We start from the raw sequence: 26,638 nt of genomic DNA on the forward strand, positions 1-26,638 counted from the left end.
CAGCTCGGCCTGTGGTGTGCTGCATGTGCTGATCCCTTCGGGGGTGGGGGAACGGGGACAGCGCGAGCGGTACCGGCGGCTCAGGTCGCCAGCCAGACCGCCGTGTCCTGCGGCAGCCGGCCCGCGTCGTCCAACGGACCGCTGCTGAGCAGGAGTTCGGAGTGGGCGGGGAGTTCGGCGGGGGTCGCGGCGAGGTTGACCACGCAGGTGACGCCCTCGGCACGGGTGAAGGCGAGGACGCCCTCGGGGGCGGGCAGCCAGGTCAGCGGGGAGTCGCCGAAGCGGGGGCGCAGGGCGATGGCACGGCGGTAGAGCGCCAGCATGGAGCCGGGGTCGTCCTGCTGGCGGTCGACGGCGTACGACTCCCAGCCGGCCGGCTGCGGCAGCCACGGCTCCTCGCGGGACCCGAACCCCGCGTGGGGCGCCCCGGCCGCCCAGGGCAGCGGCACCCGGCAGCCGTCCCGGCCCGGATCGGTGCCCCCGGACCGGAAGTACATCGGGTCCTGGACGCGGTCGGCCGGGATCTCCGCCTCCGGCAGCCCCAGCTCCTCCCCCTGGTAGACGTAGACCGCGCCGGGCAGGGCCAGCGAGAGCAGGGCGGCGGCGCGGGCCCGGCGGGTGCCCAGGGCGAGGTCCGTCGGGACGCCGAAGGCCTTGGCGGCGAAGTCGAACCCGGTGTCCTCACGGCCGTACCGCGTGACCGTGCGGGTCACGTCGTGGTTGCACAGCACCCAGGTGGCGGGGGCGCCGACGGGCGCGTGCTCGGCGAGGGTGGTGTCGATCGACGTGCGCAGCCGGGCCGCGTCCCAGGGGCAGGACAGGAAGGAGAAGTTGAAGGCGGTGTGCAGTTCGTCGGGGCGCAGGTAGCGGGCGAAGCGTTCGGCGTCGGGGAGCCAGACCTCGCCGACGAAGACCCCGTCGTAGGCGTCGGCGACGGACCGCCAGGAGCGGTAGACGTCGTGGAGTTCGTCGCGGTCGACGAAGGGGTGCGGCCGCGGGTCGCCGGCCAGGTCGGGCAGGTCCGGGTCCTTGGCGAGCAGCGCCGCCGAGTCGATGCGGACACCCGCGACACCGCGCTCGAACCAGAACCGCAGGATGTCCTCGTGCTCCTGGCGGACCGCCGGATGCGCCCAGTTGAGGTCGGGCTGTTCGGGGGTGAAGAGGTGCAGGTACCACTCGCCGTCGGGCAGCCTGGTCCACACCGGTTCGGTGGAGCCGACGAACTGCGAGGGCCAGTCGTTGGGCGGGAGTTCGCCGTCCGGACCGCGGCCGGGCCGGAAGTGGAACAGCTCCCGCTCGGGGCTGCCGGGGCCGGCCGCCAGCGCGGCCCGGAACCAGGGGTGCTGGTCGGAGACGTGGTTGGGGACGATGTCGACGATCGTGCGGATGCCCAGTTCCCGCGCCTCCGCGATGAGCTTCTCGGCCTCGGCGAGGGTGCCGAAGGCCGGGTCGATGGCCCGGTAGTCGGCGACGTCGTAGCCGCCGTCCTTCATGGGGGACGGGTACCAGGGGCTGAACCACAGGGCGTCCACGCCGAGTTCGGCGAGGTACGGCAGCCGGGCACGAACGCCCGCGAGGTCGCCGGTGCCGTCGCCGTCGCTGTCGGCGAAGCTGCGGACGTAGACCTGGTAGATGACGGCCGAACGCCACCAGTCGGTGTCCCCGCGGTCAGCGTGGTCCGCGTGGTCCTTCGGGGCATGGCTGGGCTGTCCCACGGTGCGAGCCTTTCTGTCGGAGGAAGGGCGTCAGCCCTTGGTGCTGCCCGCGCTGATCCCGGCGATGATGTGCCGCTGGAAGACGAGGAACAGCGCGACCATCGGAATGCTGGCGATCACCATCGCGGCGATGAGCACGGTGAGCTGGATGTTCTGCGACAGCTGGACCAGGGCCACGCTGATGGGCTGCTTGTCCGTGTCGGAGAAGACCATCAGCGGCCACAGGAAGTCCTGCCACACCGCGACCAGGGCGAAGATCGAGACGACCCCGAGGACCGGCCGGGACATGGGCAGCACGACCGACCACAGGGTGCGCAGCTTTCCGGCGCCGTCGATCTCCGCGGCCTCCAGGACGTCCCGTGGCAGCTGGTCGAAGAACCGCTTCAACAGGTACAGGTTGAAGGCGTTGGCGACGGCCGGGAGCCAGATGCCGAGCGGGTCGTTGAGCAGGCTGGTGTGGAGGAGGGGCAGGTCGGCGACGGTCAGGTACTTGGGGACGACCAGGGCCTGGGCCGGCACCATCAGGGTGGCCAGGATGCCACCGAGGATCACCTTCCCGAACGCCGGCCTCAGCTTGGACAGGGCGTAGGCGGCGGCCGTGCAGAACACCAGCTGGAAGGCCCAGGCGCCGGCGGCCTGCACCACCGTGTTCCACAGGTGCTCCGGGAGCTGCATCAGGTCCCAGGCGTCGGTGTAGCCGGACAGGTGCCACTGCTTGGGGATCAGGGTGGGCGGGGTCTGGGCGATCTCGTCCGGGGACTTCATCGCGCCGGTCACCATCCAGTACACGGGGAACAGGAAGGCGAGCGCGAAGAGCAGGACGACGGCGGTGAAGACGCTCCAGTAGACCGCCTTCCCGCGCGGGCGGGCCAGGGTCGCCGGGGAGATCAGGGTGCGGGTGGCGCTGCTCATACGTCCTCCCCGGAGCGGGTCAGCCGCAGGTAGCCGGCGGAGAAGACACCGAGCAGCACCAGCAGCATCACGCTGAGCGCGCAGGCTCCGCCGAAGTCGTTGTAGAGGAAGGCGTACTTGTAGATCAGGTAGAGGACGGTGACCGTGGCGTTCTCCGGGCCGCCGCCCGTGATCACGAACGGTTCCGTGAACACCTGCATGGTGGCGATGATCTGAAGCAGCATCAGCATCAGGATGACGAACCTGGTCTGGGGGACCGTCACGTGCCGGACGCGCTGGAGGAGGTTCGCGCCGTCGAGTTCGGCGGCCTCGTACAGCTCGCCGGGGATGGACTGGAGGGCGGCCAGGTAGATCAGGACGGTGCCGCCCATGTTCGCCCAGGTCGCCACGATCACCAGGGAGACCAGTGCGGTGTCGGTGCCGTTGGACCAGTTCGAGGTGGGCAGGTGCAGGAAGCGCAGGGTCTCGTTGGCGAGGCCGGCTCCGGGGTCGTAGAACCACTTCCACAGCAGGGCGCTGACCACCGGCGGGATCATCACCGGGAGGTAGACCACGACCCGGAAGAACGCCTTGGCGTGCCGGAGTTCGTTGAGGACGAGGGCGAGCACGAACGGGATCGCGAAGCCGATGAGCAGGGCCAGCAGGGTGAAGGTGAGGGTGTTGCGCCAGGCCGCCGAGAACTCGGGGTCGTGCAGGACCCTGGTGAAGTTGGCGGTGCCGACCCATTCGGGGGACGAGCCCGGGGTGTACTTCTGGAAGGCGATCACGACGGCGCGGATCGCCGGGTACCAGGAGAACAGGGCGAAGCAGACCAGCCCGCCGAGCAGGAAGCCGTAGGCGCGGGCCTGGTCGAGGAGGCGGCGCCGCCTCCGGTCCCCTGCCGGGGGCGGCGCCGGGACCTGTCGGACGGCGACCGCCGCCGGGGCGGGCCGTCGTGCGGCCGTCTTCGTCATCGCGGTCAGCCCCGGGCCAGGATGCCGTCGATCTTGTCGTTGGCGTCCTTGAGGAGCTGGTCGATGTCGGCGTCCTTCTTGGTGAGGACGGCGGAGACGGTGCCGTCGAGGACGGAGTAGATCTGCTGGGCGTCCGGCGGCTCGATCTTCATCTGGAGGGACTGGTTGCCGTCCAGGAACCCCTGGTAGTTCTCCACCGGCACGTTGGCGTTGGCCTTCTTGACCGCCTGGTCCTTGGCGTCGGCGGCACCGGTGAACAGGCGCGGCTCGGGCAGGCCGACGGGCGCGTTGTTCTTCTTGGCGCGGGCGTAGTCGCCGAGGAAGCCGTCGCCGGGGGTGAGGAACATGGAGTCGAGCCACTTGAGGCCGGCGCGGATCTGGGCCGGGCTGTCCTTCTTGTTGAACATGTAGCCGTCGCCGCCGATGAGCGTGCCCTTGCCGCCGGGCATCGGGCCGAGGGCGAGGTCCTTGTAGTTGCCGCCCTTCTCCTTCACCAGGATCGGGATGTTGTCCGGAGCGGAGAGGTACATGCCGAGCTTGCCCGAACCCATCATCTGCTGGACGTCGTTGATGATCAGGAGCTGCTTGCTGCCCATCGAGTCGTCGGTCCAGCGCATGTCGTGCAGGTTCTCCAGGACCGCGTGGCCCTCGGGGGTGTCGACGGTCGCCGACTTGCCGTCGGCGGAGACCACGTCACCGCCCTGCGAGTACAGCTCCGCCGTGAAGTGCCAGCCGCCCTGGTTCTGCGCGCTGTAGTCGGCGTACCCGACGGTCCCGTTGCCGAGCGCGGCGATCTTCTTGGCGTCCGCGCGGACCTCGTCCCAGGTGGCCGGCGGCTTGTCGGGGTCGAGACCGGCCTGCTGGAAGAGCTTGCGGTTGTAGATCAGGCCCATGGAGTAGCCGGTGCGCGGGATGCCGTAGACCTTGCCGTCGACGGTGTAGATGTCGCGCAGCTGCTTCTGGATGGTGTCGTAGCTCTTCAGGTCCTTGAGGTACGGGGTGAGGTCGGCGGCCTGGTTGATGTCCACGACGTGCTTGGCGTCGGTGAAGTACGTGTAGAAGACGTCCTCCATCTGGCCGCCGGCCAGCTTGGCGTCGAAGGTCTTCGGGTCCTGGCAGGGGAACGCGTCGTGCGCGACGACGTCGATGTCCGGGTGCTGCTTCTCGAAGGAGGCGATGTCCTGCTCGAAGAACGACCGGTCGACCTTGGCGCTCTTCGGCGGCTCGCAGTTGACGGTGATCCGCGTCTTGCCGCTGCCCGCGTCGTCGCCGCCCGACCCGCAGGCCGCGGCGGAGAGCGCTAGGGACGAGCAGACGCCGATCGCGACGAGAGCGCGACGGTACCCGGTGCTGGACATCGGTGGACCCCCCAGAACAGGAGCAGTGGGCGCCGCACCGGAACCGGTGGGCGCCGCACACTCAAGCACCGGCGACAGGAGTTCGCAAGATGTCGCGCAGAATCTGTAATTATTCGACAGGGATGTGGTTGTCAGTCGCGCGGTGCTTGCGCGGTGGAACCGCGGACCACCAGTTCCGGTTCGAAGAGCAGCTCGTCACGGGCCACCGCGCTTCCGTTGACCTGTGCGTTCAGCAGCTCCACCGCGGCCCGGCCCATGGCCTCGATGGGCTGGCGGACGGTGGTGAGCGGGGGCTCGGTGCAGTTCATGAACGCGGAGTCGTCGTAGCCGACCACCGAGACCTGCGACGGGACGTCCAGGCCCTTGCGGCGGGCCGCCCTGATGGCCCCGAGTGCGAGCGGGTCGCTGGCGCAGATGATGCCGGTGACACCGTCGTCGATGAGCCGGGTGGCGGCCGCGTGACCGCCCTCGATGGAGAACATGGCCCGGGCGACCCGCGACTCCGGGAGGTCGCCCATGGTCCGCGCGGCGGCCAGCTTGCGGGCCGAGGGCATGTGGTCGGCGGGGCCGAGGACGAGGCCGATGCGCTCGTGGCCGAGGGAGGCGAGGTGACGCCAGGCCTGTTCCACCGCCACCGCGTCGTCGCAGGACACGGCCGGGAAGCCGAGGTGCTCGATGGCCGCGTTGACCAGCACCACCGGGATGTTGCGGTCGGCGAGCAGCCGGTAGTGGTCGTGCGGCGCGTCGGCCTGCGCGTACAGCCCGCCGGCGAACACCACACCGGACACCTGCTGTTGCAGCAGCAGCTCCACGTAGTCCGCCTCGGAGACCCCGCCCTTGGTCTGGGTGCAGAGCACCGGGGTGAGCCCGAGCTGGGCCAGGGCGCCGCCGATGACCTCGGCGAAGGCGGGGAAGATCGGGTTCTGGAGCTCGGGCAGGACCAGGCCGACGAGCCGGGCGCGTTCGCCGCGCAGCTGGGTGGGGCGCTCGTAGCCGAGGACGTCCAGGGCGGAGAGCACCGCCTGGCGGGTGGCCTCGGAGACGCCGGGCTTGCCGTTGAGCACCCGGCTGACCGTGGCCTCGCTGACCCCGACCTTCTTCGCCACTTCCGCAAGTCGTCGTGTCATGAGCGCAAGACTAGCGCAAGTAACGCAAGCTGTTTGCGTAATGCGCGTGACAACGGGAGAACCCGGCTGCCGTGCGTCAGACGCGGCTGCCGGTCGCCGTGTCCGCGGAGAGCCGCTGGGCAAGGTAGATCGGCACGACGGACAGCAGGACCAGCACGGCCGCCACCACGTTCACCACCGGAGCCTGCTGCGGACGGGTCATGTTGTCGAAGATCCACAACGGCAGGGTCTGCACACCCGGTCCCGCGGTGAACGTCGTCACCACGATCTCGTCGAAGGAGAGCGCGAAGGCGAGCAGACCGCCCGCCAGCAGCGCCGAGCGCACCAGGGGGAAGGTGACGTCGACGAAGGCCCGGAAGGTGTCGGCGCCCAGGTCGGCGGCGGCCTCCTCGTAACTGCCCGACGTGCGGCGCAGCCGGGCCACGACGTTGTTGAAGACGATGACCACGCAGAACGTGGCGTGTCCGACGACCACGGTGAACAGGCCGAGGCCGACGCCCAGCGGCTGGAGCACCGTACCGAAGGCGGAGTTGAGGGCGATGCCGGTGACGATGCCGGGCAGCGCGATCGGCAGGACCACCACGAAGGACAGGGCGCCGCGTCCGAAGAAGCGGTACCGGGCGACGGCGAAGGCGGCCAGCGTGCCCAGCACGAGGGCGATCGCGGTGGCCCCGAGCCCCGCCTTCACGGAGGTCCAGAGCGCTTCCCGGGCGCCGGAGCTGTGCCAGGCGGCCGACCACCAGCGAGTGGTCAGACCGGGCGGCGGCCAGCTCGCGCTGCGGTCGGGACTGAGCGAGTTGACGAGGACCAGCAGCAGCGGGACGTAGATGACGGCGAAGCCGAGGGCGGCGGCGACGCGCAGAGCGATACGGGCGGGCCGGGAGAGTTGCATGGGGATGTCACCCGTCGTCAGAGGCTGCTCAGCGCACCCGTCCGCCGCATCGCCAGCAGGTACAGCACGATGACGACGACCGGGACGGTGGCGAGCGCGGCGGCCATGGGCAGGTTGAGTTCGATGTTGGCGTAGACGAGGTTGCCGATGAGCTGGGTCTTGCCGCCGACGATCCCCACGGTGATGTAGTCACCGAGGCTGAGCGAGAAGGTGAACACCGACCCGGCGGCGACGGACGGCAGCACCATCGGCAGGACCACCGAGCGGAAGGTCCGCCCGGCCCGGGCGCCCAGGTCGGCGGACGCGTCCAGCAGGTTGTCGGGCAGTTGCTCCAGGGCGGTGTGGATCGGCAGGATCATGTACGGCAGCCACAGGTACGTCAGGGTGAGCACGGTGGCCGGCAGGCCGAAGCCGGGCCCGCTCAGCCCGAACGGCTTCAGCAGCCAGTCGGCGAGGCCCCCCTCGGACAGGATCAGCCGCCACGCGTACACCTTGACCAGGTAACTCGCCCACAGCGGGGTGAGGATGGCGACCACGAGAAGCGGGCGCCGGCTCGGTCGGGCCACCCGCGCCGTGTAGAAGGCGACCGGGAACGCGATCACCGCGCACAGGGCGGTCACCGCGAGGGCGACGCCGACGCTGCGCAGCACCACCTGCCGGAACACCGGTGTGGTGAACAGCTCGTGGAAGTTGTCGGCCGACCAGACCTTGACGACCTCCGAGGTGAAGGAGTCGGTCGTCCAGAACGCCGAGACGAACAGCACGGCCAGCGAGCCCAGGTAGAGCACGGCCAGCCACAGCAGCGGGGCGGTCAGCAGCAGCGCGAGGCGGAGCCGGGGGCGCCGGTGCAGCGCCCCCGCGGTCCGGGTGAGCACGGTCATGGCTCAGCCCTTGATCTCGGTCCAGGCCTGCACCCACTTGGCGTACGGCACGCACTTGACGTCGGTGCGGCCGTCCAGGCACTGCTCGATGGGCGTGTTCCAGAAGGCGATGTTCTTCCAGTAGCCCTCGTCGGCCGCGTGGTAGGTCGTGCAGAAGTTCTTGTCGGCGGTCAGGTCGCAGGACTTGGCGTTGGCCGGGGCCTCGCCGAAGTACTCGGCGACCTCGGCGTTGACCTTCGGGGACACGATCCAGTCGAGCCACTTGTAGGCGCAGTTGGGGTGTTTGGCCTTGGCGGAGACCATCCAGGTGTCGGACCAGCCGGTCGAACCCTCCTTGGGCACGAAGGCCTTGACCTTGGCGCCCTCGCCGGCGGCCAGGTTGGCGATGACCTGCCAGCTGGTGCCGATCACCGAGTCGCCGCTCTTGAAGGCGGAGATCTCCTTGAGGTAGTCGCTCCAGTACTCGCCGATGTCCGCGTTCTGCTTCTTCAGCAGGGCCACGGCCGCGTCGAACTGCTTCTGGTCGAGCGCGTAGGGGTCCTTGATCTTCAACTCGGGCTTGGTGGCCTTGAGGTACAGGGCCGCGTCGGCGATGTAGATCGGCGAGTCGTAGGCGGTGACATGGCCCTTGTACGTGCCGGCGTCGTCGAAGACGGCGGACCAGGAGGTGGGCGCGGGGCTGACCTTCTGCGTGTTGTACATCAGCAGGTTGGCGCCCCGGCCGTGCGGGATGCCGTACATCTGGCCCTTGACCGAGTTCCAGGCGCCGTTCTTCAGACCGCTGAAGACGTCCTTGTAGTTCGGTACGAGCTTGGTGTTGACCGGGGCCGCGTCGCCGGAGGCGATCAGGCGCAGGGAGGCGTCACCGGACGCGGAGACGGCGTCGTACTCGCCGGTCTTCATCAGCTTGACCATCTCGTCGGAGCTGGCGGCGACCTTGGAGTTGACCTGGCAGCCGGTCTGCTTCTCGAAGTCGGTGACCCAGTCCACCTTGGGGTCGTCGGAGCCGTCCTCGACGTAGCCGGCCCAGGCGATCAGGTTGACCTGGCCCTCGGACTTGCCGAGCTCGGCCAGGGGCTTGAGGTCGGGCGGGTTGAGGCCGGCCGAGGAGCCGGAGCCGGAGGAGCCGCAGGCGGTGGCGGCCATCAGCAGGGCGGCCACGGCGGCGGAGGTCAGAGGGCGGGAGAGGCGCACGACGTTCTCCATACGTGAGGGACGGCGGAACGGTCGGGGACGTGGACGGTGCCCGGGCCGGCGGGACACGGGCGGCGTGCCGGTCAGTCGGGGACGCGGACCGCGTGCCCGCGCTGCCAGCGCAGGCGGACACGGGTACCGCGGTAGGCGGCGACGTCCTCGGCGGAGGTGTCGAGGTTCTGCTGGAGCGCGGTGAGCCGGCCGCCGCCGTCAAGGTCGACCAGGAAGCGGGTGGCGTCACCGAGGTAGACGACCTCGGCGACGGTGCCCACGGCGGTGGCCACGCCCGGGTCGTCCACCGCTTCGGCCTCCTTCAGGACCCGGATCTTCTCGGGCCGGATGCTGTGCGTGCCGTCCTCGCCGAGCACCCGCCGGGCGGTGTCCCCGGCGAGCAGGTTGGAGGTGCCGACGAAGGAGGCGACGAACGCCGTGGCGGGACGCTCGTAGATCTCGGCGGGGGTGCCGACCTGCTCGATGCGGCCCTCGTGGAAGACGGCGACGCGGTCGCTCATCGTCAGGGCCTCCTCCTGGTCGTGGGTGACGAAGACGAAGGTGATGCCCACCTCGCGTTGCAGTGCCTTGAGCTCGATCTGCATCTGCTCGCGCAGCTTGAGGTCGAGGGCGCCGAGGGGTTCGTCGAGGAGCAGCACGCGGGGGCGTCCGACCAGGGCGCGGGCCAGGGCGACGCGCTGCCGCTGGCCGCCGGAGAGCTGGGAGGGGCGGCGGCCGCCGTAGCCGTCGAGGCGGACCTCGGCGAGCGCCTTGCGGGCCCGGACCAGGCGCTCCGCCTTGGGGGTGCCGCGGACCTTCAGGGAGTAGGCGACGTTCTGCTCGACGGTCATGTGCGGGAACAGGGCGTAGTCCTGGAAGACGGTGTGCACGTCCCGTTCGAAGGGAGCACGGCCGGTGACGTCCTGCCCGGCGAGTTCGATCACACCGGCGGTGGGCGTCTCGAAGCCGGCGATCATCCGCAGGACGGTCGTCTTGCCGGACCCGGAGGGGCCGAGCATGGAGAAGAACTCCCCGTCGCGGATCTCCAGGTCGACCCCGGCCACGGCACTCGTGTCGCCGAACGACTTCCGCAGATCCCGCAACCGGATCGCGCTGCCCTCCATGGCGGGAACCTTTCTGCCGTACTCCTGCGTTGAGGCTGGTGAACGGAAAGATATGAAGTCATAGTTCAAAGCTCAAGACCCTTCCGAGGTAAAGCTTGGGTCAACGCATAGGGTGGTGGGCCGTGAGACAGCAGCAGACCGGCGGCGCCCGAAAGGCCGTCTTCGCTCCCGTGGACGGCGGGGCCCGGGTGACCGCCGTGGTGCGCCGGATCGGCGACGCCATCGAGCTGGGCCTGCTCTCCGACGGGGAGCAACTGCCCGGCGAGACCGAGCTGGCCGGGCAGCTCGGGGTGTCCACGGTGACCCTGCGGGAGGCGCTGATGGCGCTGCGCCAGCAGGGTCTTGTCGTCACCCGGCGGGGCCGCGGCGGCGGCAGCTTCGTCGCCTCCCCCGAGGTGCCCGACCAGGAGCGGCTCCGGGACCGGCTGCGCGGCTGGAGCCCCGAGGAGCTGCGCGACCTCGGCGACCACTGGGCGGCCCTGTCCGGCACCGCCGCGCACCTGGCCGCCGAGCGCACCGAGGGCCAGGACCTGGACCAGCTCCGGCGCACCACCGAAGAGCTGGGCAAGGCGCCGGACGCGCCGGCCCGCAGCCGGCTGTACGGCCGCTTTCACGTCGAGCTGGCCGCCGCGGCGCAGTCGGCCCGGCTCACCCGGGAGCAGGTCGCGCTCCAGACGGAGATCGGGGCGCTGCTGTGCCTTGTGCTGGGCGACGACGAATATCGTGAAGAGGTGGCGGACCGTCACCGGTCCGTGATCTCGGCCGTGCAGGATGGGGCGCACACATCGGCCAGGGAGCTGGCCGAGCGGTGCGTGCGGGACTCGACGGCACGGCTCATCGCCCTGCGGCTGGCCCGGTAGGCACAGCGCGCCCGCTCCCCCGTCCGCCGGAGGGCACCATGAGCCGCAGCACCGCACCCTCCGGTCCGGTGGCCGGCACACTCGACGCCGTCGGGAAGCACACCGCCGAGGACCACGGGACCGAGCGGTACAAGGCCGAGACGTACAAGGCCGAAAGGCACGAGGCCGAGGCGTACAAGGCCGAGGCGTACGAGGCCGAAAGGCACGAGGCCGAGGCGTACGTGGCCGCGCGGGTCGGTGGGGCTCTGGAGGCGGTGTTCGACGCCGTCGCAGGGACCCGCGCCGACACCACCACGCTGCTGGCACGCGTCGCCGCCGAGGGCCGGCGGCCGGTGACCGCGGACCTGGCCGCGCTGCGCCCCGGGCTCCATCTCCGGCTGATCCGCCAGGAGTTGGTGTCCGGTGTCGGCTTCGTGGCGGCGCCGGGCGTACTGGCCGACGTGCCGGCCTGGCTGGAGTGGTGGCAGAGCGACGCGGCCGGGGACGTACGGCCGCTGCTCCTCGACCTAGATCCGCGGACCTCGGCGTACTCGGACTACACGCACTGGGACTGGTTCGCGCTGCCCCGGGACACCGGGCGGCGGGCGGTGGCCGGCCCGTACGTCGACTACCTCTGCTCGGACGAGTACAGCCTCACGCTGTCCGCGCCGGTCGAGGTGGCGGGCCGCTTCCTCGGCGTGGCCGCGGCCGACGTGTACCTGCGGCACTTCGAGGCGGCCGCGCTGCCGTTGCTGCGCGAACTGCCCGGACCGGCCCGGCTGGTCAACGCCCGCGGCCGGGTGGCGGCCTCGGCGGACCCGGCGCACCTGGCCGGTTCCCTGACCAAGGGCCCGGACTTCGCGGCCGTGCTGGAGAACGGCACCCCCGGCACCTCCGCCGGCCTGCGGCTGACCCCGTGCCGGGGCGTGCCGCTGGTACTGGTGGTGGACGGCGGCTGAGGGCCGGGCGGGCAGGGCGTCCGGCCCGGCGCCGTCGGCGACCTGAACGCCGACGGTGCCGGGTCAGCCTTCGGGGGCCGGGACGACGCTCAGATGCGGGCCCAGGCCGCCGGCCCGGCGGGAGCGGCGCGGGGCGGCCGGGCGCGGGGCGGCGCGCAGCACCAGGGTGTAACGCGCGTAGCCCATGTCGAGAAGGGTCTTGGGGGTCTCGCAGACCACCCGGCACTCGGTGGCGCCGAGCAGCGGGTCCGGGTGCCGCAGCGGCCGGACGGCGCCGTCGAGTTGCGCGCCCTCCTCACCGACCGCGCGCAGCCAGTGCGGCAGTCCCTGCCGGAAGGCGGCCTCCATGATGGGGTCCTGGGCGATCTCCCGCCGGATCGACTGGAGTTCGTGATCATGGGCGTACCGCTCCAGGGTGGCCTTGAACTGGGCCAGCATCGGCAGGCACCAGCCCGCCTCGTGCCCGCCGAACACCGCGCCGGCATCCGGGTGGAACAGGACGAAACGGAGGAAGTTGTCCCCGGGCATCGCCGTGGGATGCGGGGCGACCGCCTGGAAAAGTGTCTCGAACGCGCCGTTGGCGAGCACCACGTCCCAGCGGTGGTCCACCACCAGGGACGGGAAGGGAAGCGCGTCCAGCAGCAACGCGTAGTCCTGGAGATACGCCTGGCCCTCAGGACTCTCGGGGACGGGCCGCGGCGCCGGTCGCCGCCCACCTGCCTGATATGCCATCGGGAGGTCACCCCTCTTGCCTATGCGGCCTTCTCGCGGCGATGTGATCCTGCTGCCCCATCCAGAGTCATGTCAACTATCGTGGCATTTCATGCCTGTTGACGGCCGAAATTGGCCACAGTTGTGGCGAGACCTGGATGTGAGTTCGAACCACCCGCTAATCTCCGGGAGGTCCACGCGGGGAGGTGCATGGCACCCCCTTGTGAGAAACCCCTGATTCCTCTGAGAGACACAGGAGTTCTGTCGGTGACGGATGGCTACCAGGACCCGGGCGCCACGGCGACCGCCCAGCTGCCGGCCGTCGTCGCCCGCGTCACCGCGCTCGCCGACCGGCTCGGCGTGCCGCACCCCGAGGTCTTCGACGTCGGCCGGCTCTCCAGCGCCAGCGGTGTCCCGGAGCCCGTGGTCAAGGCCCTGCTGAGCGGCCGCCCCGCGGGCGAGCCCGACGTCCAGGAACGCTTCCTGCAACGCCTAGACCTGCTGCGCCGCACCCGGCTCAAGCCCAACGGGCGCAGACACACCCAGCAGGAGATCGCCGACGGCGCGGGCATGTCCCGGCAGCAGGCCGGCGCCCTGCTCAACGGCGACCGGCGGCCGACCATGGAGCACTGCGACGCCCTCCAGCGCTTCTTCCGCGTGCACGCCGGCTTCCTCACGGCCGAGGACCCCGAAGCCCTCGCGGGCACCCTCCAGCGCGTCGAGCAGGAGCTGTTGCAGAAGCTGGCCGACCGGGAGCGGGCCGCGGCCGAGGCCGCCCAGGACCCCCTGGAGCGGCTGCTCCAGGACCACGGGGTGCGCGGGATCGCCTGGCGGGCCGCCCAGCTGCCGACCGACCAGCACCGGGACAAGGTCGCGGAGTGGCTGGACATGCTCCTGGAGAGCGTCAAGCGGCCCGAGTAGTCCGCTACGGACGAGCCGGGGCAGAACCGTGGCCACCCGCAGGGAGATGCGGCGGCTGGGCGGCGCACCGGGAAGACGTTCTCTCAGCGCCCCGCGGCGTCGGCTCCGGAGGCCGGCCGGGGTGGTCGCACGTCCGCTGAGCGGGCGAACCGAGCGGTGGTCCGGGGGCGTTGTCAGTGGCGGGCGGCAAGCTGGAGGGTGCGCACCGCACCGGCGGTGCGCCCGCGCCCTCCGGGTCCGCGGCCGAGACGACCGACGGGGAGACCGACCGATGCCCACCGCCGTACTGACCGACCGTGAGCGCACCGCCGTCCAGGCCTATCTGCGGCTCATGCACACCGTCCGCGCCGCCTTCGACGGCCCACCGGACGGCGGACGCCCCTTCCTGGTCCCACCTGCCGTGCTCGCCGAGGCCGAGGCGGCCCTGGCCGACGCCGGACTGGTGGGCAACGAGGAGGAGTTCTTCCGGCTGCTGCACGACTGGTGCCCGCCCACCTGAGCCGACCGGCACCTCAGGGGTGCGGCACGACCACGGCCGAGGTCAGCATGGAGTGCGCCACGCTCCAGCGGCCCTCGAAGTACTCCAACCGCCGCCCGCCTACCTCCGGCCCGGGGACCAGGAGGCGCGCGCGCAGAGTGCCGCGCGGCCGGTCACCGGGCTCCGGGACGAGCTCGATGTCGGCCTCCATGAAGTCCAGCCACTTCCCGGTGAGGGGGAACCACGCCTTGTAGACGGACTCCTTCGCGCTGAACAGCAGCCGGTCCCAGTGCACGTCGGGCCGCTCGGCGGCGAGCCGGCCGAGGCGCTCCTTCTCGGCGGGGAGCAGCACGGCCTCGGCGACTCCCTCGGGCAGCGCGGCGTGCGGTTCGGCGTCGATGCCCAGGGAGACCAGGTCGGTGGCGCGGACCAGGGCGGCGGCGCAGTAGCCCTCGCAGTGGGTCATGCTGCCGACCAGCCCGTCCGGCCAGCGCGGGGCGCCCCGCTCGCCGCTCAGGACCGGCTGCGGCGGAACCCCGAGCTTCTCCATGGCGCGCCGGGCGCAGGCCCGTACGGCGGAGAACTCGCGGCGCCGCTTGGGCACGGCACGCGCGACGAGCGCCGCCTCCTGCGGGTAGAGGGGGGCTTCGCGGATCGCGTCGTCACCGAGCATCTCCACGGCCACCACCGACTCCGGGAGCAGCTCCTCGATCACCGGTCTGGACCTCCATCGGCAGAATACGGCGCAGCTCGCCCGGCGGCCGGGAGCGCTTGCGCCACTCGCGGGGATATCCCACGGAGACCTCTTCGAAGCGGACACCGTCGAGCCAGGTGGTCCGGGGGATGTGCAGGTGGCCGTAGACCATGGCCGTGACACGGAACCGGCGGTGCCAGTCGGCGGTGCGGGTGGTGCCGCACCACATGGCGAACTCCGGGTACCAGAGCACGTCCATGGGGTGCCGGTCCAGCGGGTAGTGGCCGGCCAGCACGGTCGGCAGGTCCTCCGGCAGGTCCGCGAGCCGGCGTTCGGTGGCCTCGACCCGGGCCCGGCACCAGTCCTCGCGGGTCGGATAGGGGTCGGGGTGCAGCAGGTACTCGTCGTTGCAGACGATGCCGGTGCCGTGCGCGTAGGCGAGGCCCTCCTCCTTTGTGGCGCTGCCGGCCGGCAGGAAGGAGTAGTCGTAGAGCAGGAACAGCGGGGCCACCACGACCGGTCCGCCGGGGCCCTCCCAGACCGGGTAGGGGTCCTCGGGGGTGACCACGCCCAGCTCCCGGCACATCTCGACGAGGTGCTCGTAGCGGGCGACGCCGCGCAGGGTGACGGGGTCCTTGGGATGGGTCCACAGGTCGTGGTTGCCGGGGGCCCACAACACCTTGCGGAAGCGGCCCGCGAGCGTCTCCAGCGTCCAGCGGATGTCGGCGACGGTCTCCGCGACGTCACCGGCGACGATCAGCCAGTCCTGGTCCGTTTCCGGACGCATCGCGCGGACGAGTTCGCGGTTCTCCGGGTACGAGATGTGCAGATCGCTGATGGCCAGCAGCTGCCCGGCACCGGCCGTGGACTCCACCCCGTGCCCCCTTCCGATCATGCTGTCGCACTCACCACAGCACATTACGGCGCCGGGGAACAAGAGGCCCTGTCGGCCTGCCGTCGGTCCGTCAAGGAAACCGGCGGGGACGGCGCAGGGAAACGCGTGTGGACAGGGTGGGGAAATCCGTAACACTCGCGTTGCACGCGGGGCCCCTGGAAAGCCGTATGATCCCCCCAACACCACCGCCACGAACTTCCCTTCGTACAGGGCGGTTTGGTGACCCTCCAACCACCCTGCCCGGGCACGGGCCCGCTGACCCCTGCCCGAAAACCCCGAAAGGCGGCTTTAATGCGCTCTCGCGTACGCGTCTGGCTCAACCGCACGTACGCGGAGAACGTGTTCTTCATGGATCAGCTGCGGAGAAATCCCAGCGACCGGGCGGTCGAGATCCATGCGACGCACGGTGACGCCGACTCCCCCGTGCTGGCCGCCGCCGACACCGCCGACCTGGAGCCGGAGGGCCTGTCCCCGGCCGGCTACGTCGAGTACGCGCTCGACCAGTGCCAGCGCCGTGGCATCGATGTCTTCGTGCCCCGGCTGCACCAGTCGGCGATCGTGGCCCACCGGGCGGACTTCGAGGCCGTCGGTACGGCGCTGCTGGCGCCGACCCCGGAGGGAACCGCGGTCTTCGAGGACAAGGCGACCGCCTACGAGGCGGTCAGCTCGGTCGGGGTCCCGGTGCCGCCGTGGTCGCGGGTCCGCACGGCCGACGAACTGGTCGAAGCGGTCGAGAAGTTGGAGGCCGACGGCCACAAGGCGTGCTTCAAGCCGGCCACCGGTGCGGGTGGCGTCGGCTTCCGCGTGATCACACGCGCCCCCTTCTCGCTCTTTCACCTCAACGGCTTCCCCGGGCCGCACGTCCAGCTCGACCTGGTCGTGGACGCGCTGCGGCGGGCCGAGCAGCCGGTGAACTGGCTGGTGATGCCTCGGCTGGAGGAGCCGGAGGTGTCCGTGGACTGCCTCACCGGACCGGACAACCGGATCCGGCTGGCCGTGGGCCGGACGAAGAAGGGCCGCCGGCGCGGCTTCACGCTGGACGAGCGGTGGCTGGAGCCGGCCCGGATCATCGCCGAGGGTTTCGGGCTGCACTACCTGTCCAACATCCAGTTCCGCATGTTCGGCGACGAGCCGGTGCTGCTCGACGTCAACACGCGCCCCGCGGGCGGGCTGCACCAGCTGTCGCTGTGCGGTGTCAACGCGCCGTGGGCGGCTGTGCAGCTGGCGCTGGGTGAGGACCCCGGGGTGATCGAGCCGCCGTTCCTGGGGCAGGACTACGCGGTGGTTTCGGGGCCGAAGCCCGTCCTGCCGTCCGTGCCGGTGGCACGGGAGGAGGCCGACGTGGTGCTGGCACCGGCGTTGCCCGTGGAGGTGGAGCCGGTCGAGGCTGCGGCCGCGGTGCTGCCGCTCTAGGTCGTCGGCCGGGTGCGGGTCCGCTGTGGCTGGTCGCGCAGTTCCTCGCGCCCCTGAGTACATCATCTCACCGGTATGGACCAATTCATGTCTGTCTCCTTGACAGGTGGATTGGTCCATACCAACTTGGTTGCGCACCCCTGTGCCCGCACCTTCGTGCACTCCCGAACGCCCCCATTCCTTCAGGGAGATCGTGTGCGCAACTCACTCAGACGTTCCAGACACCGGATACTCGCCCTGCTCGGGTCCGCCGCTCTCGCGCTCGCCGGGGCCATCGCGCTGCCCGGTACCGCGCAGGCGGCCAACATCCTGTCCAACCCCGGCTTCGAATCGGGAAGTCTGTCACCGTGGTCCTGCACCGGGAACCTCGGTTCGGTGGTCTCCTCACCGGTGCACGGCGGCTCCAAGGCCCTTGCGGGGGCCGTGAGTTCGAGCGACAACGCGCAATGCACCCAGACCGTCGCGGTGCAGCCCAACACGACGTACTCGCTCAGCGGCTGGGTGCGCGGCTCGTACGTCTACCTCGGGGTGACCGGCGGTGCCTCCACCTGGACGACGTCGGCGTCCCAGTACAGCCAGCTGACCGTCTCGTTCACCACCGGCGCCTCCCAGACCAGCGCCCAGATCTACCTCCACGGGTGGTACGGGCAGGGCACCTACTACGCCGACGACATCAGCCTCGACGGACCCGGCGGCAGCTCCGACACCCAGGCGCCCACCGCGCCGGCGAACCTCACCTCGACGGGGAAGACCTCGTCGAGCGTGTCCCTTTCGTGGTCGGCCGCGACGGACAACGTCGGCGTGACGGCGTACGACGTCTACAGCGGGTCGAACCAGGTGGCGAGCGTCTCCGGGACCTCCGCCACGGTGAGCGGGCTGGCCGCGAGCACGGCGTACACCTTCACGGTGAAGGCGCGGGACGCGGCCGGGAACGTGTCGGCCGCCTCCAACGCGGTGTCCGTGACCACGAACGCGGGCAGCGGAGGCGGGACCGGCTTCAAGCAGGCCGCGCCCTACCTCTTCGAGGGCTGGGGCGACCCGCCGAGCCCGTCCACCGTGATGAGCGCGACCGGCATCAAGAACTTCACCATGGCCTTCGTGCTGGACTCGGGCGGCTGCACGCCGGCCTGGGACGGCAGCAGGGCGCTCACCGGCGGTGTCGACCAGACCGCGATCAACCAGATCCGGGCGGCCGGCGGTGACATCACCCCGTCGTTCGGCGGCTGGCAGGGCAGCAAGCTCGGCGCCAACTGCTCCTCCGCGAGCGCGCTGGCCGGGGCGATCCAGAAGGTGATCAGCGCCTACGGTCTCAAGTCCGTGGACATGGACATCGAGAACACGGACGAGTTCGAGAACGAGGCCGTGCAGGCGAGGATCCTCACCGCGCTGAAGACGGTCAAGGCCAACAACCCCGGACTGAGGACGATCGTCACCTTCGGGACGTCCACCACCGGTCCGACGTACTACGGCAACCGGCTGATCGAGCAGGCCCAGTCGATCGGCGCCGACATAGACGTCTTCACGATCATGCCGTTCGACTTCGGCGGCGGCTCCGACATGTACGGCAACACGGTCTCCGCGGCCGAGGGTCTGAAGACCAAGCTGAAGTCCACGTTCGGCTGGGACGACGCGACGGCCTACGCGCACATCGGGATCTCCGGCATGAACGGCCTGTCGGACCAGCAGGAGACCACGACCCCGGCGATCTGGACCCAGATCCGGGACTGGGGGAACTCGCACCACATCGCCCGGCTCGCGTTCTGGGCCGTCAACCGGGACCGGGGCTGCGCGGGCGGCGGCGTGGTGAGCAACTGCTCCGGGATCAGCCAGAGCAACTGGCAGTTCACCTCGATCACGGCCGGCTTCACCGGCTGAGCAGCGAAAGCCGTGGTGTGGGGGTACCTGGACCGGGTACCCCCACGCCTCAGCCGACTAGAACCGCCCGGATCCGCGGTACAGCTCCAGTTCCCCGTCCAGTTCGACGGCGAGGACGGTGGCGTACGGGTCGAGGTCGGCCGCGGCCGGCGGGTCGATCCAGAGCACGCCGACGGCCTCGTGCAGGCCGCCGACCACCCGGTGGCCGAGTTCGGTGCCGCTGCCCACCACGCTGACCCTCCTGACCTTCGTGGCGAGGCCGCGGACGCCGATCTCGGCACGCGGGGCGTCGAACAGGGTGAGGTACAGGGTGCGCCGGTCGGCGGAGAGGGTGCTGGGCCCGTAGTGGTGCCCGGCCGGCAGCCCGCGGCCGGTTCCGTACACCGCCTCCGCGTGCCGGCGGATCCACTCCCCCAGCCCTTCCAGACGCTCCACCTGCGGCTGCGGGATGGTGCCGTCCTCCATGGGGCCGACGTCGAGCAGCAGGTTGCCGCCGCCCCCGATGGTCTCGGTGAAGTAGCGGATCAGCTGGGCGAGCGACTTGTGGTTGTGGTCGTGGTGCTGGTACCCCCACGAGTCGTTGATGGTCAGGCACAGCTCCCAGGGGCCGTCCGGTGGCACGACCGGGGCACCCTGCTCGGGGGTGGCGTAGTCGCCCTCGCTGAGCATGCGCGCGTTGAAGACGACGTGCGGCACGTACGAGCGGATCAGCGCGGCGAGTTCGGGGATCCGCCACTGCTCCTCGCTGCGGTCCCACTCCCCGTCGAACCACATCAGGTCCGGCCGGTACCGGGAGGCCAACTCGGTGATCTGACCGTTCCGGTAGGCGACGAAGCGTTCCCAGGCGGCCAGGTCCTCCTCCTCGGCCGCCACTTCGGAGTAGCGGTTGTCCTCCTGCTCCGGCGGGCGGCCCGGCTTGCGCGTGGACGCGTAGTCGGGGTGGTTCCAGTCGGAGTGCGAGTAGTACAGGCCGACCTTCAGCCCCTTCTCGCGCAGGGCGTCGGCGTACGGGCCGACGTAGTCCGTGCCGAGGTTCAGGTCGCCGAACTCCGTGTCCCACAGGGCCACTCCGTCATGGTGACGGCTGGTCAGCACGGCGTACCGGGCGCCGGCGCGGGCGAACAGGTCCGCCCACGCCTTCGGGTCGTACGCGGCGCCCGTGAACCGGCCCAGCTGGGACATGTACTGCTCGTGCGGCACGATGTCGTCGTAGAAGGACCAGGACTCCTGGACCCCGTCGACGGCGTAGATGCCCCAGTGCACGAAGATCCCCAACTTGGCGTCGGTGAACCACGGTTGCATGGCCATGCGGTCAGCTCCTGCGCAGCCGGAGGGTGAGGATCTGGAAGGGGCGCAGCTCCACCGTGACGGAGTCGCCGTCGGCGGCCGCGTCCTCCAGCGGGCGCTCCAGCAGGTCGGTGACCTGGGCGCCGGCCAGCGCGAAACCGGTGTGCAGCACACCCCGGCCGCGGCCGCCCCGGGACTCGTACAGCCGGACCACCACGTCGCCGGAGGCGTCGTCGGCGAGCTTGACCGCCTCGACGGTCACGCCGTCGCCGTCCACCGAGACGACCGGCTCCGGCTCACCCGCCGCGTCGGCCACCCGCAGCGGGAGGTTGAGGGCGTAGCCGGCCGCGACCGCGTCCTCGATGTCCGCGCCGGGCAGCAGGGAGTAGGTGATGCGGTGCCGGCCCTGGTCGGCGCCCGGGTCCGGGATGCGCGGGGCGCGCACCAGGGAGAGGCGGACCGTGGTGGTCGTACCTCCGTCCTCGCGGACCGTGCGGGAGACGTCGTGGCCGTACGTCGAGTCGTTGATGACGGCGACGCCGTAGCCGGGCTCGCCGACGTGCACCCAGCGGTGGCCTGAGACCTCGAAACGGGCCGCCTCCCAGCTGGTGTTGGTGTGCGTGGGCCGCTGCACGTGGCCGAACTGGATCTCGGCGGAGGAGTGCGCGGCGCGGACGTCCACCGGGAAACCGGCCTTGAGGAACTTCTCGGCCTCGTGCCAGTCGATGTCCGTCTCGAAGTCGATGCGGGGGCTGCCGGCGCGCACGGTGACCGTCTGGACGATCGTCGAGCCGTTGCCGAAGGGGCGCGTGACACGGATCGAGCCGAGCAGCGGGTCCGCCTCGACGACGGTGATCTCCGAGGGGTCCAGCAGGTCGGTGTAGCGGTTCTTGTAGTGCTTGTCGACGTCCCAGGCGTCCCAGTAGTTCGGGAGGTCGGTGTGCAGGCGCAGCAGGTTGCCCTGGCCGGCGAGGACCTCGCGGTTCGCGCGGAGGTCGCGGACGGACGACAGGGTGCCGTCCTCGGCGATCTCCACCCGGACGAGCCCGTTGTCGATGACCCGGCCGTCGACGGTGACCGGCGACGGGGCCTTGGCGGCGGCCGTCAGCGGCGCGCTGCCGTTCGCCGGGACCTCTACGTACACCGGGGTGCCGGCGGCGTCGCGGACGACCTCGGCGCGGGCGTAGGGGCTGGTGTTGAAGACCCGGGCCGTGCCGCCGCCCAGCGCGGTGACCGCCTCGGCGGTCAGCACCTCCAGCTCTTCCGCGACGCGGGCGTACTCGGCCTCGGCCTCGCGGTGCACCCAGGCGATGGAGGAGCCCGGCAGGATGTCGTGGAACTGGTGCAGCAGGACCGTCTTCCAGAGCCGGTCGAGCTTCTCGTGCGGGTAGCGGTAGCCGGGCGCGTGCAGCGCGGCCGTGGTCGCCCACAGCTCGGCCTCGCGCAGCTTGTGCTCGCTGCGCCGGTTGCCCTGCTTGGTGCGGGCCTGCGAGGTGTAGGTGGCGCGGTGCAGCTCCAGGTAGAGCTCGCCGACCCAGACCGGGGCGTCCTCGTACTCGGCGCGGGCCTTGGCGAAGAAGGCGTCCGGGTGCTCGACCTCGACGCGCGGGGAGCCCTCCAGGTCCTTCAGGCGGCGGGCCCGCTCCATGATCTCGCGGGTGGGGCCGCCACCGCCGTCGCCCCAGCCGAAGGGGGCCAGGGAGCGGGTGGCGGCGCCCTTCTCGGCGTAGTTGCGGACCGCGCGGGACATCTCCTCGCCGCTGAAGCGGGCGTTGTAGGTGTCGACGGGCGGGAAGTGGGTGAAGATGCGGGTGCCGTCGATGCCCTCCCACCAGAAGGTGTGGTGGGGGAACGTGTTGGTCTGGTTCCAGGAGATCTTCTGGGTGAGGAACCACTCGTTGCCGGCCAGCTTGGCGAGCTGCGGGTAGGCCGCGTTGTAGCCGAAGGAGTCGGGCAGCCAGACGCCCTTGGTCTCGATGCCGAAGTGCTCGATGAAGAACCGCTTGCCGTGCACGAGCTGGCGGGCGATCGCCTCGCCGCCGGGGAGGTTGCCGTCGGACTCGACCCACATGCCGCCGACCGGGGCCCACTGGCCCTTCTTCACGGACTCCTGGATCCGGGCCCAGACCTGCGGGTAGTTGTCGCGGACCCACTCGTACTGCTGGGCCTGCGAGCAGGCGAAGACGAACTCCTCGTACTCGTCCGCCAACGACGTCACGTTGGAGAAGGTCCGGGAGGTCTTGCGCTTGGTCTCGCGGATCGGCCACAGCCAGGCCGAGTCGATGTGCGCGTGGCCGACGCCGGAGACGATGTGCGCGCTGGCGTGCGCGGGCTTCGACAGGGCCGGCTTCAGGGCCTCGCGGACGGCGGCCGCGGACCCGGAGATGTCGTCCAGGTCGAGCAGGTCCATCGCGTGGTCGAGGGCGTGGGCGATCTCGTGCCGGCGCGGGTCGTGCTCGCCGAGCTCCAGCATCAGCTCGCGCAGCACCTGGATGTCGAGGTCGAGGTGCCAGACGTCCTCGTCCAGGACGGCGATGTCGGCGCGCTTGAAGGTGTAGAGCGGCTCGTCGCCGGCCGTCAGCACGTCACCCAGGGGCGTGGGCTCGCGGAAGTCGTTGGCCAGGATGTCCGGGTTGGAGGCGGCCTCGACCAGGTAGTCGATCACCTCGCCGCCGGCCGCCGGGTTGGCGATCGCCACGTACTGGTTGAGGGGGTTGACCGCCTTCAGCGGGGTCCCGTCGGCGAGGTGGACCAGGGCCTCGGCCTGGTTGCCCGGCCAGTCGCCGACGAAGCCGAGGTCGATGACGGCCTCGACCCGGCGGCCCGCGAACTCCGCGGGCACCTCGCCGCGCATCCGGAACCAGGTGGTGCCCCAGGGCGGGCCCCACGGGGTGTCCATGGCGAACGGCTCGTAGGGGGCGGCCGCGGCCTCCTCGAAGGAGACCGGCTCGCCGGGGGCCTGCCAGGCGGTCACCTCGAAGGGGACGGTGGCCGCGTAGATCGCGGGCCTGATGCGCTGGTTCTGGAGGCGCTCTACGCGCTCCTCGATCCGGCGGCGTTCGTCGTGCATGGAAGTCTCCAGAAGAGGGATGGAAAGCGCTTTCCGGGCGGCTGACTACTTAAGATACGCGAGACCCGGGTGGACCTCGGAGTACCCCTCGACCAGCCGGCGGGCCACGTTCACCGAGTCCACCAGGGGGTGCAGGGCGAACGCCTTCACGGCCGTCGCACGGGAGCCGGACTCGGCGGCGGCCAGCACCTCGCGCTCGACGGCCTTGACCGCGCAGACCAGGCCGGTGGCGTGGCCGGGCAGCGGGGCGACGGCGACCGGGTGGGCGCCGTTGGCGTCGACCAGGCAGGGCACCTCGATGACGGCCTCGCCGTCGAGCACCGAGAGGGTGCCGCGGTTGCGGACGTTCAGGATCAGGGTGGTGCGCTCGTCGCGGGCGATGGCCCGCATCAGGGCCAGGGCGACCTTCTCGTAGCCGCCAGAGAGGTCGTCGGCGTCGCGTTCGCCGGCGCCGGCCGTCTCCCGGTTCTCGGCCATGTAGGTGGCCTCGCGCTCGGCGCGGGTGCGGTCCCAGACGTCCAGGGCGTTCGCACCGGGGGCCGCGACCGCCTCGTAGAACCGCGCCTGCTGGTCGCGCAGGAAGGCGCCGCGGGTCTTCTCGGCCTGCTGGTAGGCGCGGACGGCCTCGCGGTTGAAGTAGTAGTAGTGCAGGTACTCGTTGGGGATCGCGCCGAGGGACTGGAGCCAGTCGACGCCGAAGAGCTTGCCCTCCTCGAAGGAGCCGAGCAGGTCGGGGTCGGCGAGCAGGCGCGGGAGTTCGTCACGGCCGGCGATGTGCAGGCCGCGCACCCAGCCGAGGTGGTTGAGGCCGACATAGTCGATCCAGGCCTCGCGCGGGTTCGCGCCGAGCACCCGGGCGATCCGGCGGCCGAGGCCGACCGGGGAGTCGCAGATGCCGATGACGCGGTCGCCGAGGTGCCGGGACATGGCCTCGGTGACGAGTCCCGCGGGGTTGGTGAAGTTGATGACCCAGGCGTCGGGGGCGAGCCGGGCCACCCGGCGGGCGATGTCCACGGCGACGGGGACGGTCCGCAGGCCGTAGGCGATGCCGCCGGCGCCCACCGTCTCCTGGCCCAGGACGCCTTCGCCGAGGGCCACCCGCTCGTCGTCGGCGCGGCCCTCCAGACCGCCCACCCGGATCGCGGAGAAGACGAAGTCGGCGCCGCGCAGCGCCTCGTCCAGGTCGGTGGTGGCGGTCACCGCGGGGGCGTCGGGGACCGCGGCCGCCTGCTCCGCCAGGACGCGGGCGACCGCGGACAGCCGCCGGTCGTCGAGATCGTGCAGGACGACCTCGGTGACCCGCCCCTCCGCGCGGTCGGTGAGCAGTGCGCCGTACACGAGGGGGACGCGGAACCCGCCACCACCCAGAATCGTCAGTTTCACGCTTGAGCCTTTCCTGCCAGGACCATCTCGACGCCGGCCTCCTCCAGGGCGGCACGGGTCGCCGGGTCGACCGGCGCGTTGGTCACCACCATGTCCAGGTCCTCGGGACCGCAGACCTTCGCCATGCCCGTACCCGGGAACTTGGCCGCGTCGGCGAGCAGGACGACCTTGTCGCTCGCCTTGATCATGGCGCGCTTGACCGGTACCTCCACGACCGTCGTGTCCATCACCTGGCCGCCCGGGCGGACCCCGCTGGTGCCGAGGAACAGCCAGTCGGCGTGCAGCTGCCGCAGGTTGTCCTCGGTGAGGAAGCCGACCAGGGACCGGTACTCGCGGCGCAGCATGCCGCCGAGCAGGACCAGCTCTATGCCCTCGTCGTCGGCGAGCTCCTCGTAGACCACCAGGTTGCTGGTGATCACGGTGAGGCGGCGGCCGTGCAGCTGGCGGGCCAGCCGGTAGGCGGTCGTGCCGATGTCCAGGAGGACCGACTGGCCGTCGGCGACCAGGGCCGCCGCGCGCGCCGCGATGGCGTCCTTCTCGGCCACCCGCACCTCGGCGACCTCGGCGAAGGGCTGGTCGCCCTCCTCCGCCACGGCGCCGCCGTGCACCCGCGTGAGCAGCCCGTCCTCTTCCAGTTTGAGCAGGTCGCGCCGGATCGTGGCGGGACTCACGCCCAGTTGCTCGGAGAGATCGGTCACGGCAGCGGGACCGCCCGAGCGCAGGGCCCGCAGGATGAGTTGATGTCGTCGTTCTGCCAGCACGCGGCGAACACTACTCGTCATCTTCAATCAAATCCATGCTCAGTTCTGCTCGGGTATTGACCAATCTCGCGGAGCGGCGCACGATTCCGGTCATCGAAATGACGAGTTTTGACGAGAGGCTGCGCACGTGGACGACGACAGGCCCGATGTGCTGCTGACCGGGCTGCTCTTCTACGACCTCGTCCTCACGGGTCTCGGCAAGCCGCCGACACCGGGCGAGGAGATCTGGACGGGCGGCATGGGCTGCGGCCCCGGCGGCATCGCGAACCTCGCGGTGGCCGCGTCCCGGTTCGGCCTGCGCACCTCGCTGGCCACGGTCTTCGGCGACGACTTCTACGGCGAGTACTGCCGGGACATCCTGTGCGACCAGGAGAACGTCGACCTCTCGCTCTCCCGGATCGCGGACCACTGGCCCACCCCGGTCACCGTCTCGCTCGCGCAGGGCGACGACCGCGCCCTGGTCACCCATGGCTCGGAACCGCCGTACTCGCAGGACGCGCTGATGGGCGACCCGCCCGAGGCGCGTACGGCCCTGGTGCACATCGAGGCCGAACCGCGCGAGTGGATCGCCAAGGCGGCCGCGAACGGCACCCACATCTACGCCGACGTCGGCTGGGACCCCACCCAGCGGTGGTCCCGCGACCTCCTCGACCAGCTCGCGCTCTGCCACGCCTTCCTCCCCAACGAGGCCGAGGCGATGGCCTACACCCGGACCGACAGCGCCAGGGCCGCGCTCGGCACGCTCGCCGAACTCGTCCCGGTGGCGGTGGTGACGCGCGGCGGCGCCGGCGCGCTGGCCGTCGACCAGAACACCGGCGAGTACGCCGAGGTCCCGGCGCTCGCCGTGGACGTGCTCGACGCGACGGGCGCCGGTGACGTCTTCGGGGCGAGCTTCGTGGCCGCCTCCCTCGGCGGCTGGCCCCTGGAGGAGCGGCTGCGGTTCGCCGTACTGGCCGCCGGGCTCTCCGTCGGCCACCACGGCGGGGCGCCGGCGGCCCCCGGCTGGTACGGCGTCGACCGCTGGTGGCGCGAGCTGACCGACCCCGACCTCGGGCGCGCCTACGGCTTCCTGGCCGACCGGCTGCCGGCCGACCCCGGCCCGCCGGTGCGGTACGCGCCCGTGACCCCGCCCGCCCCCCGCACGCTCGTCGGCCCGCGCGCCTCCGGACGGCCGCACTGACTCCCGAACCCTTGGCACCTCCAAC

General features: G+C 71.1%; 23 protein-coding genes. 7 read left to right on the top strand and 16 right to left on the bottom strand.

Translation table 11 applies throughout. The features are described 5' to 3' along the window. Positions 1 to 80: 80 nt before the first annotated feature. The 9 genes from MB828_RS00710 to MB828_RS00750 all read right to left on the bottom strand — a co-directional run bounded on the left by MB828_RS00710 (position 81) and on the right by MB828_RS00750 (position 10,147). A complete protein-coding gene (locus MB828_RS00710; protein WP_301646465.1) occupies positions 81 to 1,715 on the bottom strand; it encodes a glycoside hydrolase family 13 protein in 1,635 nt (544 codons plus the stop codon). Positions 1,716 to 1,745: 30 nt separating this feature from the next. Further along, positions 1,746 to 2,627 (bottom strand): carbohydrate ABC transporter permease, encoded by an 882-nt coding sequence (locus tag MB828_RS00715; protein WP_301646466.1) that lies wholly within the window; start codon positions 2,625 to 2,627, stop codon positions 1,746 to 1,748. Then, positions 2,624 to 3,580, bottom strand: coding sequence for a carbohydrate ABC transporter permease (locus tag MB828_RS00720; protein WP_133028510.1), 957 nt, complete (start codon positions 3,578 to 3,580; stop codon positions 2,624 to 2,626). The genes MB828_RS00715 and MB828_RS00720 overlap by 4 nt, the downstream gene beginning before the upstream one ends. Positions 3,581 to 3,585: 5 nt before the next feature. Further along, a complete protein-coding gene (locus MB828_RS00725; RefSeq protein ID WP_301646467.1) occupies positions 3,586 to 4,938 on the bottom strand; it encodes an ABC transporter substrate-binding protein in 1,353 nt (450 codons plus the stop codon). Between the two features lie 131 nt (positions 4,939 to 5,069). After that, entirely contained in the window at positions 5,070 to 6,065 is a 996-nt protein-coding gene (locus MB828_RS00730; protein ID WP_301646468.1) for a LacI family DNA-binding transcriptional regulator, read from the bottom strand. A gap of 76 nt (positions 6,066 to 6,141) precedes the next feature. Further along, entirely contained in the window at positions 6,142 to 6,957 is an 816-nt protein-coding gene (locus tag MB828_RS00735; protein WP_301646469.1) for an ABC transporter permease, read from the bottom strand. A gap of 17 nt (positions 6,958 to 6,974) precedes the next feature. Beyond that, entirely contained in the window at positions 6,975 to 7,838 is an 864-nt protein-coding gene (locus tag MB828_RS00740) for an ABC transporter permease (RefSeq protein ID WP_301646470.1), read from the bottom strand. A 3-nt stretch (positions 7,839 to 7,841) separates the two neighbouring features. After that, a complete protein-coding gene (locus tag MB828_RS00745; RefSeq protein WP_430381312.1) occupies positions 7,842 to 9,044 on the bottom strand; it encodes an ABC transporter substrate-binding protein in 1,203 nt (400 codons plus the stop codon). Between the two features lie 71 nt (positions 9,045 to 9,115). After that, complete coding sequence (locus MB828_RS00750) at positions 9,116 to 10,147, bottom strand: ABC transporter ATP-binding protein (protein ID WP_301646472.1); 1,032 nt, start codon at positions 10,145 to 10,147, stop codon at positions 9,116 to 9,118. A gap of 122 nt (positions 10,148 to 10,269) precedes the next feature. On the opposite strand from MB828_RS00750, the gene MB828_RS00755 reads away from it, so the two are divergent. Both MB828_RS00755 and MB828_RS00760 read left to right on the top strand, forming a co-directional pair. Further along, positions 10,270 to 11,007, top strand: coding sequence for a FadR/GntR family transcriptional regulator (locus tag MB828_RS00755; RefSeq protein WP_301646473.1), 738 nt, complete (start codon positions 10,270 to 10,272; stop codon positions 11,005 to 11,007). Positions 11,008 to 11,045: 38 nt separating this feature from the next. Next, the gene (locus MB828_RS00760; RefSeq protein WP_301646474.1) at positions 11,046 to 11,945 is read left to right on the top strand and encodes a cache domain-containing protein; all 900 of its coding nucleotides are present in this window, start codon (positions 11,046 to 11,048) and stop codon (positions 11,943 to 11,945) included. A gap of 63 nt (positions 11,946 to 12,008) precedes the next feature. Here the strand turns inward: MB828_RS00760 and MB828_RS00765 are convergent, their stop codons facing one another. Next, entirely contained in the window at positions 12,009 to 12,677 is a 669-nt protein-coding gene (locus MB828_RS00765; protein WP_133028501.1) for a hypothetical protein, read from the bottom strand. A gap of 246 nt (positions 12,678 to 12,923) precedes the next feature. Here MB828_RS00765 and MB828_RS00770 point away from each other — a divergent pair, with 246 nt between their 5' ends. Next, positions 12,924 to 13,577, top strand: coding sequence for a helix-turn-helix domain-containing protein (locus MB828_RS00770; RefSeq protein ID WP_133028500.1), 654 nt, complete (start codon positions 12,924 to 12,926; stop codon positions 13,575 to 13,577). A gap of 271 nt (positions 13,578 to 13,848) precedes the next feature. Beyond that, positions 13,849 to 14,076 carry a hypothetical protein gene (locus tag MB828_RS00775; protein ID WP_133028499.1) on the top strand — a complete coding sequence of 76 codons (228 nt, stop codon included), beginning with the start codon at positions 13,849 to 13,851 and terminating at the stop codon, positions 14,074 to 14,076. A 13-nt stretch (positions 14,077 to 14,089) separates the two neighbouring features. Here MB828_RS00775 and MB828_RS00780 read toward each other — a convergent pair whose 3' ends face one another. Both MB828_RS00780 and MB828_RS00785 read right to left on the bottom strand, forming a co-directional pair. Beyond that, on the bottom strand, positions 14,090 to 14,770 hold the full coding sequence (locus MB828_RS00780; protein WP_165941710.1) for a 4'-phosphopantetheinyl transferase family protein: 681 nt from the start codon (positions 14,768 to 14,770) through the stop codon (positions 14,090 to 14,092). Continuing rightward, entirely contained in the window at positions 14,718 to 15,623 is a 906-nt protein-coding gene (locus tag MB828_RS00785; RefSeq protein ID WP_301646680.1) for a metallophosphoesterase family protein, read from the bottom strand. Before MB828_RS00785 ends, MB828_RS00780 begins: the two co-directional genes overlap by 53 nt. 312 nt (positions 15,624 to 15,935) lie before the next feature. Between MB828_RS00785 and MB828_RS00790 the strand changes: the two genes are divergently transcribed. Both MB828_RS00790 and MB828_RS00795 read left to right on the top strand, forming a co-directional pair. Then, positions 15,936 to 17,057, top strand: a complete 1,122-nt coding sequence (locus tag MB828_RS00790; RefSeq protein ID WP_301646475.1) for an ATP-grasp domain-containing protein — start codon at positions 15,936 to 15,938, stop codon at positions 17,055 to 17,057. Between the two features lie 195 nt (positions 17,058 to 17,252). After that, positions 17,253 to 18,932, top strand: a complete 1,680-nt coding sequence (locus MB828_RS00795; RefSeq protein ID WP_301646476.1) for a carbohydrate binding domain-containing protein — start codon at positions 17,253 to 17,255, stop codon at positions 18,930 to 18,932. Between the two features lie 57 nt (positions 18,933 to 18,989). On the opposite strand, the gene MB828_RS00800 is transcribed toward MB828_RS00795, so the two are convergent. Genes MB828_RS00800 through MB828_RS00815 form a run of 4 tightly spaced genes read right to left on the bottom strand, consistent with a single transcriptional unit; the run spans position 18,990 to position 25,433 of the window. Then, a complete protein-coding gene (locus MB828_RS00800; protein ID WP_301646477.1) occupies positions 18,990 to 20,240 on the bottom strand; it encodes an alpha-L-fucosidase in 1,251 nt (416 codons plus the stop codon). A 4-nt stretch (positions 20,241 to 20,244) separates the two neighbouring features. Then, complete coding sequence (locus MB828_RS00805) at positions 20,245 to 23,289, bottom strand: alpha-mannosidase (RefSeq protein ID WP_301646478.1); 3,045 nt, start codon at positions 23,287 to 23,289, stop codon at positions 20,245 to 20,247. Positions 23,290 to 23,334: 45 nt separating this feature from the next. Beyond that, complete coding sequence (locus MB828_RS00810) at positions 23,335 to 24,672, bottom strand: 6-phospho-beta-glucosidase (protein WP_301646479.1); 1,338 nt, start codon at positions 24,670 to 24,672, stop codon at positions 23,335 to 23,337. After that, complete coding sequence (locus MB828_RS00815; protein ID WP_046728450.1) at positions 24,669 to 25,433, bottom strand: DeoR/GlpR family DNA-binding transcription regulator; 765 nt, start codon at positions 25,431 to 25,433, stop codon at positions 24,669 to 24,671. Before MB828_RS00815 ends, MB828_RS00810 begins: the two co-directional genes overlap by 4 nt. Before the next feature lie 127 nt (positions 25,434 to 25,560). Here MB828_RS00815 and MB828_RS00820 point away from each other — a divergent pair, with 127 nt between their 5' ends. After that, on the top strand, positions 25,561 to 26,613 hold the full coding sequence (locus MB828_RS00820; protein WP_301646480.1) for a carbohydrate kinase family protein: 1,053 nt from the start codon (positions 25,561 to 25,563) through the stop codon (positions 26,611 to 26,613). Positions 26,614 to 26,638: the final 25 nt, after the last annotated feature.

The sequence above is a fragment of the Streptomyces arenae genome (genome assembly GCF_022343545.1).
Classification (GTDB): domain Bacteria; phylum Actinomycetota; class Actinomycetes; order Streptomycetales; family Streptomycetaceae; genus Streptomyces; species Streptomyces humi.

What these genes read in the sequence shown, in the direction of transcription:
- MB828_RS00715 (WP_301646466.1), bottom strand. Translation starts at nt 2,627, where the DNA reads ATGAGCAGCGCCACCCGCACCCTGATCTCCCCGGCGACCCTGGCCCGC.
- MB828_RS00720 (WP_133028510.1), bottom strand. Translation starts at nt 3,580, where the DNA reads ATGACGAAGACGGCCGCACGACGGCCCGCCCCGGCGGCGGTCGCCGTC.
- MB828_RS00725 (WP_301646467.1), bottom strand. Translation starts at nt 4,938, where the DNA reads ATGTCCAGCACCGGGTACCGTCGCGCTCTCGTCGCGATCGGCGTCTGC.
- MB828_RS00730 (WP_301646468.1), bottom strand. Translation starts at nt 6,065, where the DNA reads ATGACACGACGACTTGCGGAAGTGGCGAAGAAGGTCGGGGTCAGCGAG.
- MB828_RS00735 (WP_301646469.1), bottom strand. Translation starts at nt 6,957, where the DNA reads ATGCAACTCTCCCGGCCCGCCCGTATCGCTCTGCGCGTCGCCGCCGCC.
- MB828_RS00740 (WP_301646470.1), bottom strand. Translation starts at nt 7,838, where the DNA reads ATGACCGTGCTCACCCGGACCGCGGGGGCGCTGCACCGGCGCCCCCGG.
- MB828_RS00745 (WP_430381312.1), bottom strand. Translation starts at nt 9,044, where the DNA reads ATGGAGAACGTCGTGCGCCTCTCCCGCCCTCTGACCTCCGCCGCCGTG.
- MB828_RS00750 (WP_301646472.1), bottom strand. Translation starts at nt 10,147, where the DNA reads ATGGAGGGCAGCGCGATCCGGTTGCGGGATCTGCGGAAGTCGTTCGGC.
- MB828_RS00760 (WP_301646474.1), top strand. Translation starts at nt 11,046, where the DNA reads ATGAGCCGCAGCACCGCACCCTCCGGTCCGGTGGCCGGCACACTCGAC.
- MB828_RS00765 (WP_133028501.1), bottom strand. Translation starts at nt 12,677, where the DNA reads ATGGCATATCAGGCAGGTGGGCGGCGACCGGCGCCGCGGCCCGTCCCC.
- MB828_RS00775 (WP_133028499.1), top strand. Translation starts at nt 13,849, where the DNA reads ATGCCCACCGCCGTACTGACCGACCGTGAGCGCACCGCCGTCCAGGCC.
- MB828_RS00790 (WP_301646475.1), top strand. Translation starts at nt 15,936, where the DNA reads ATGCGCTCTCGCGTACGCGTCTGGCTCAACCGCACGTACGCGGAGAAC.
- MB828_RS00800 (WP_301646477.1), bottom strand. Translation starts at nt 20,240, where the DNA reads ATGGCCATGCAACCGTGGTTCACCGACGCCAAGTTGGGGATCTTCGTG.
- MB828_RS00805 (WP_301646478.1), bottom strand. Translation starts at nt 23,289, where the DNA reads ATGCACGACGAACGCCGCCGGATCGAGGAGCGCGTAGAGCGCCTCCAG.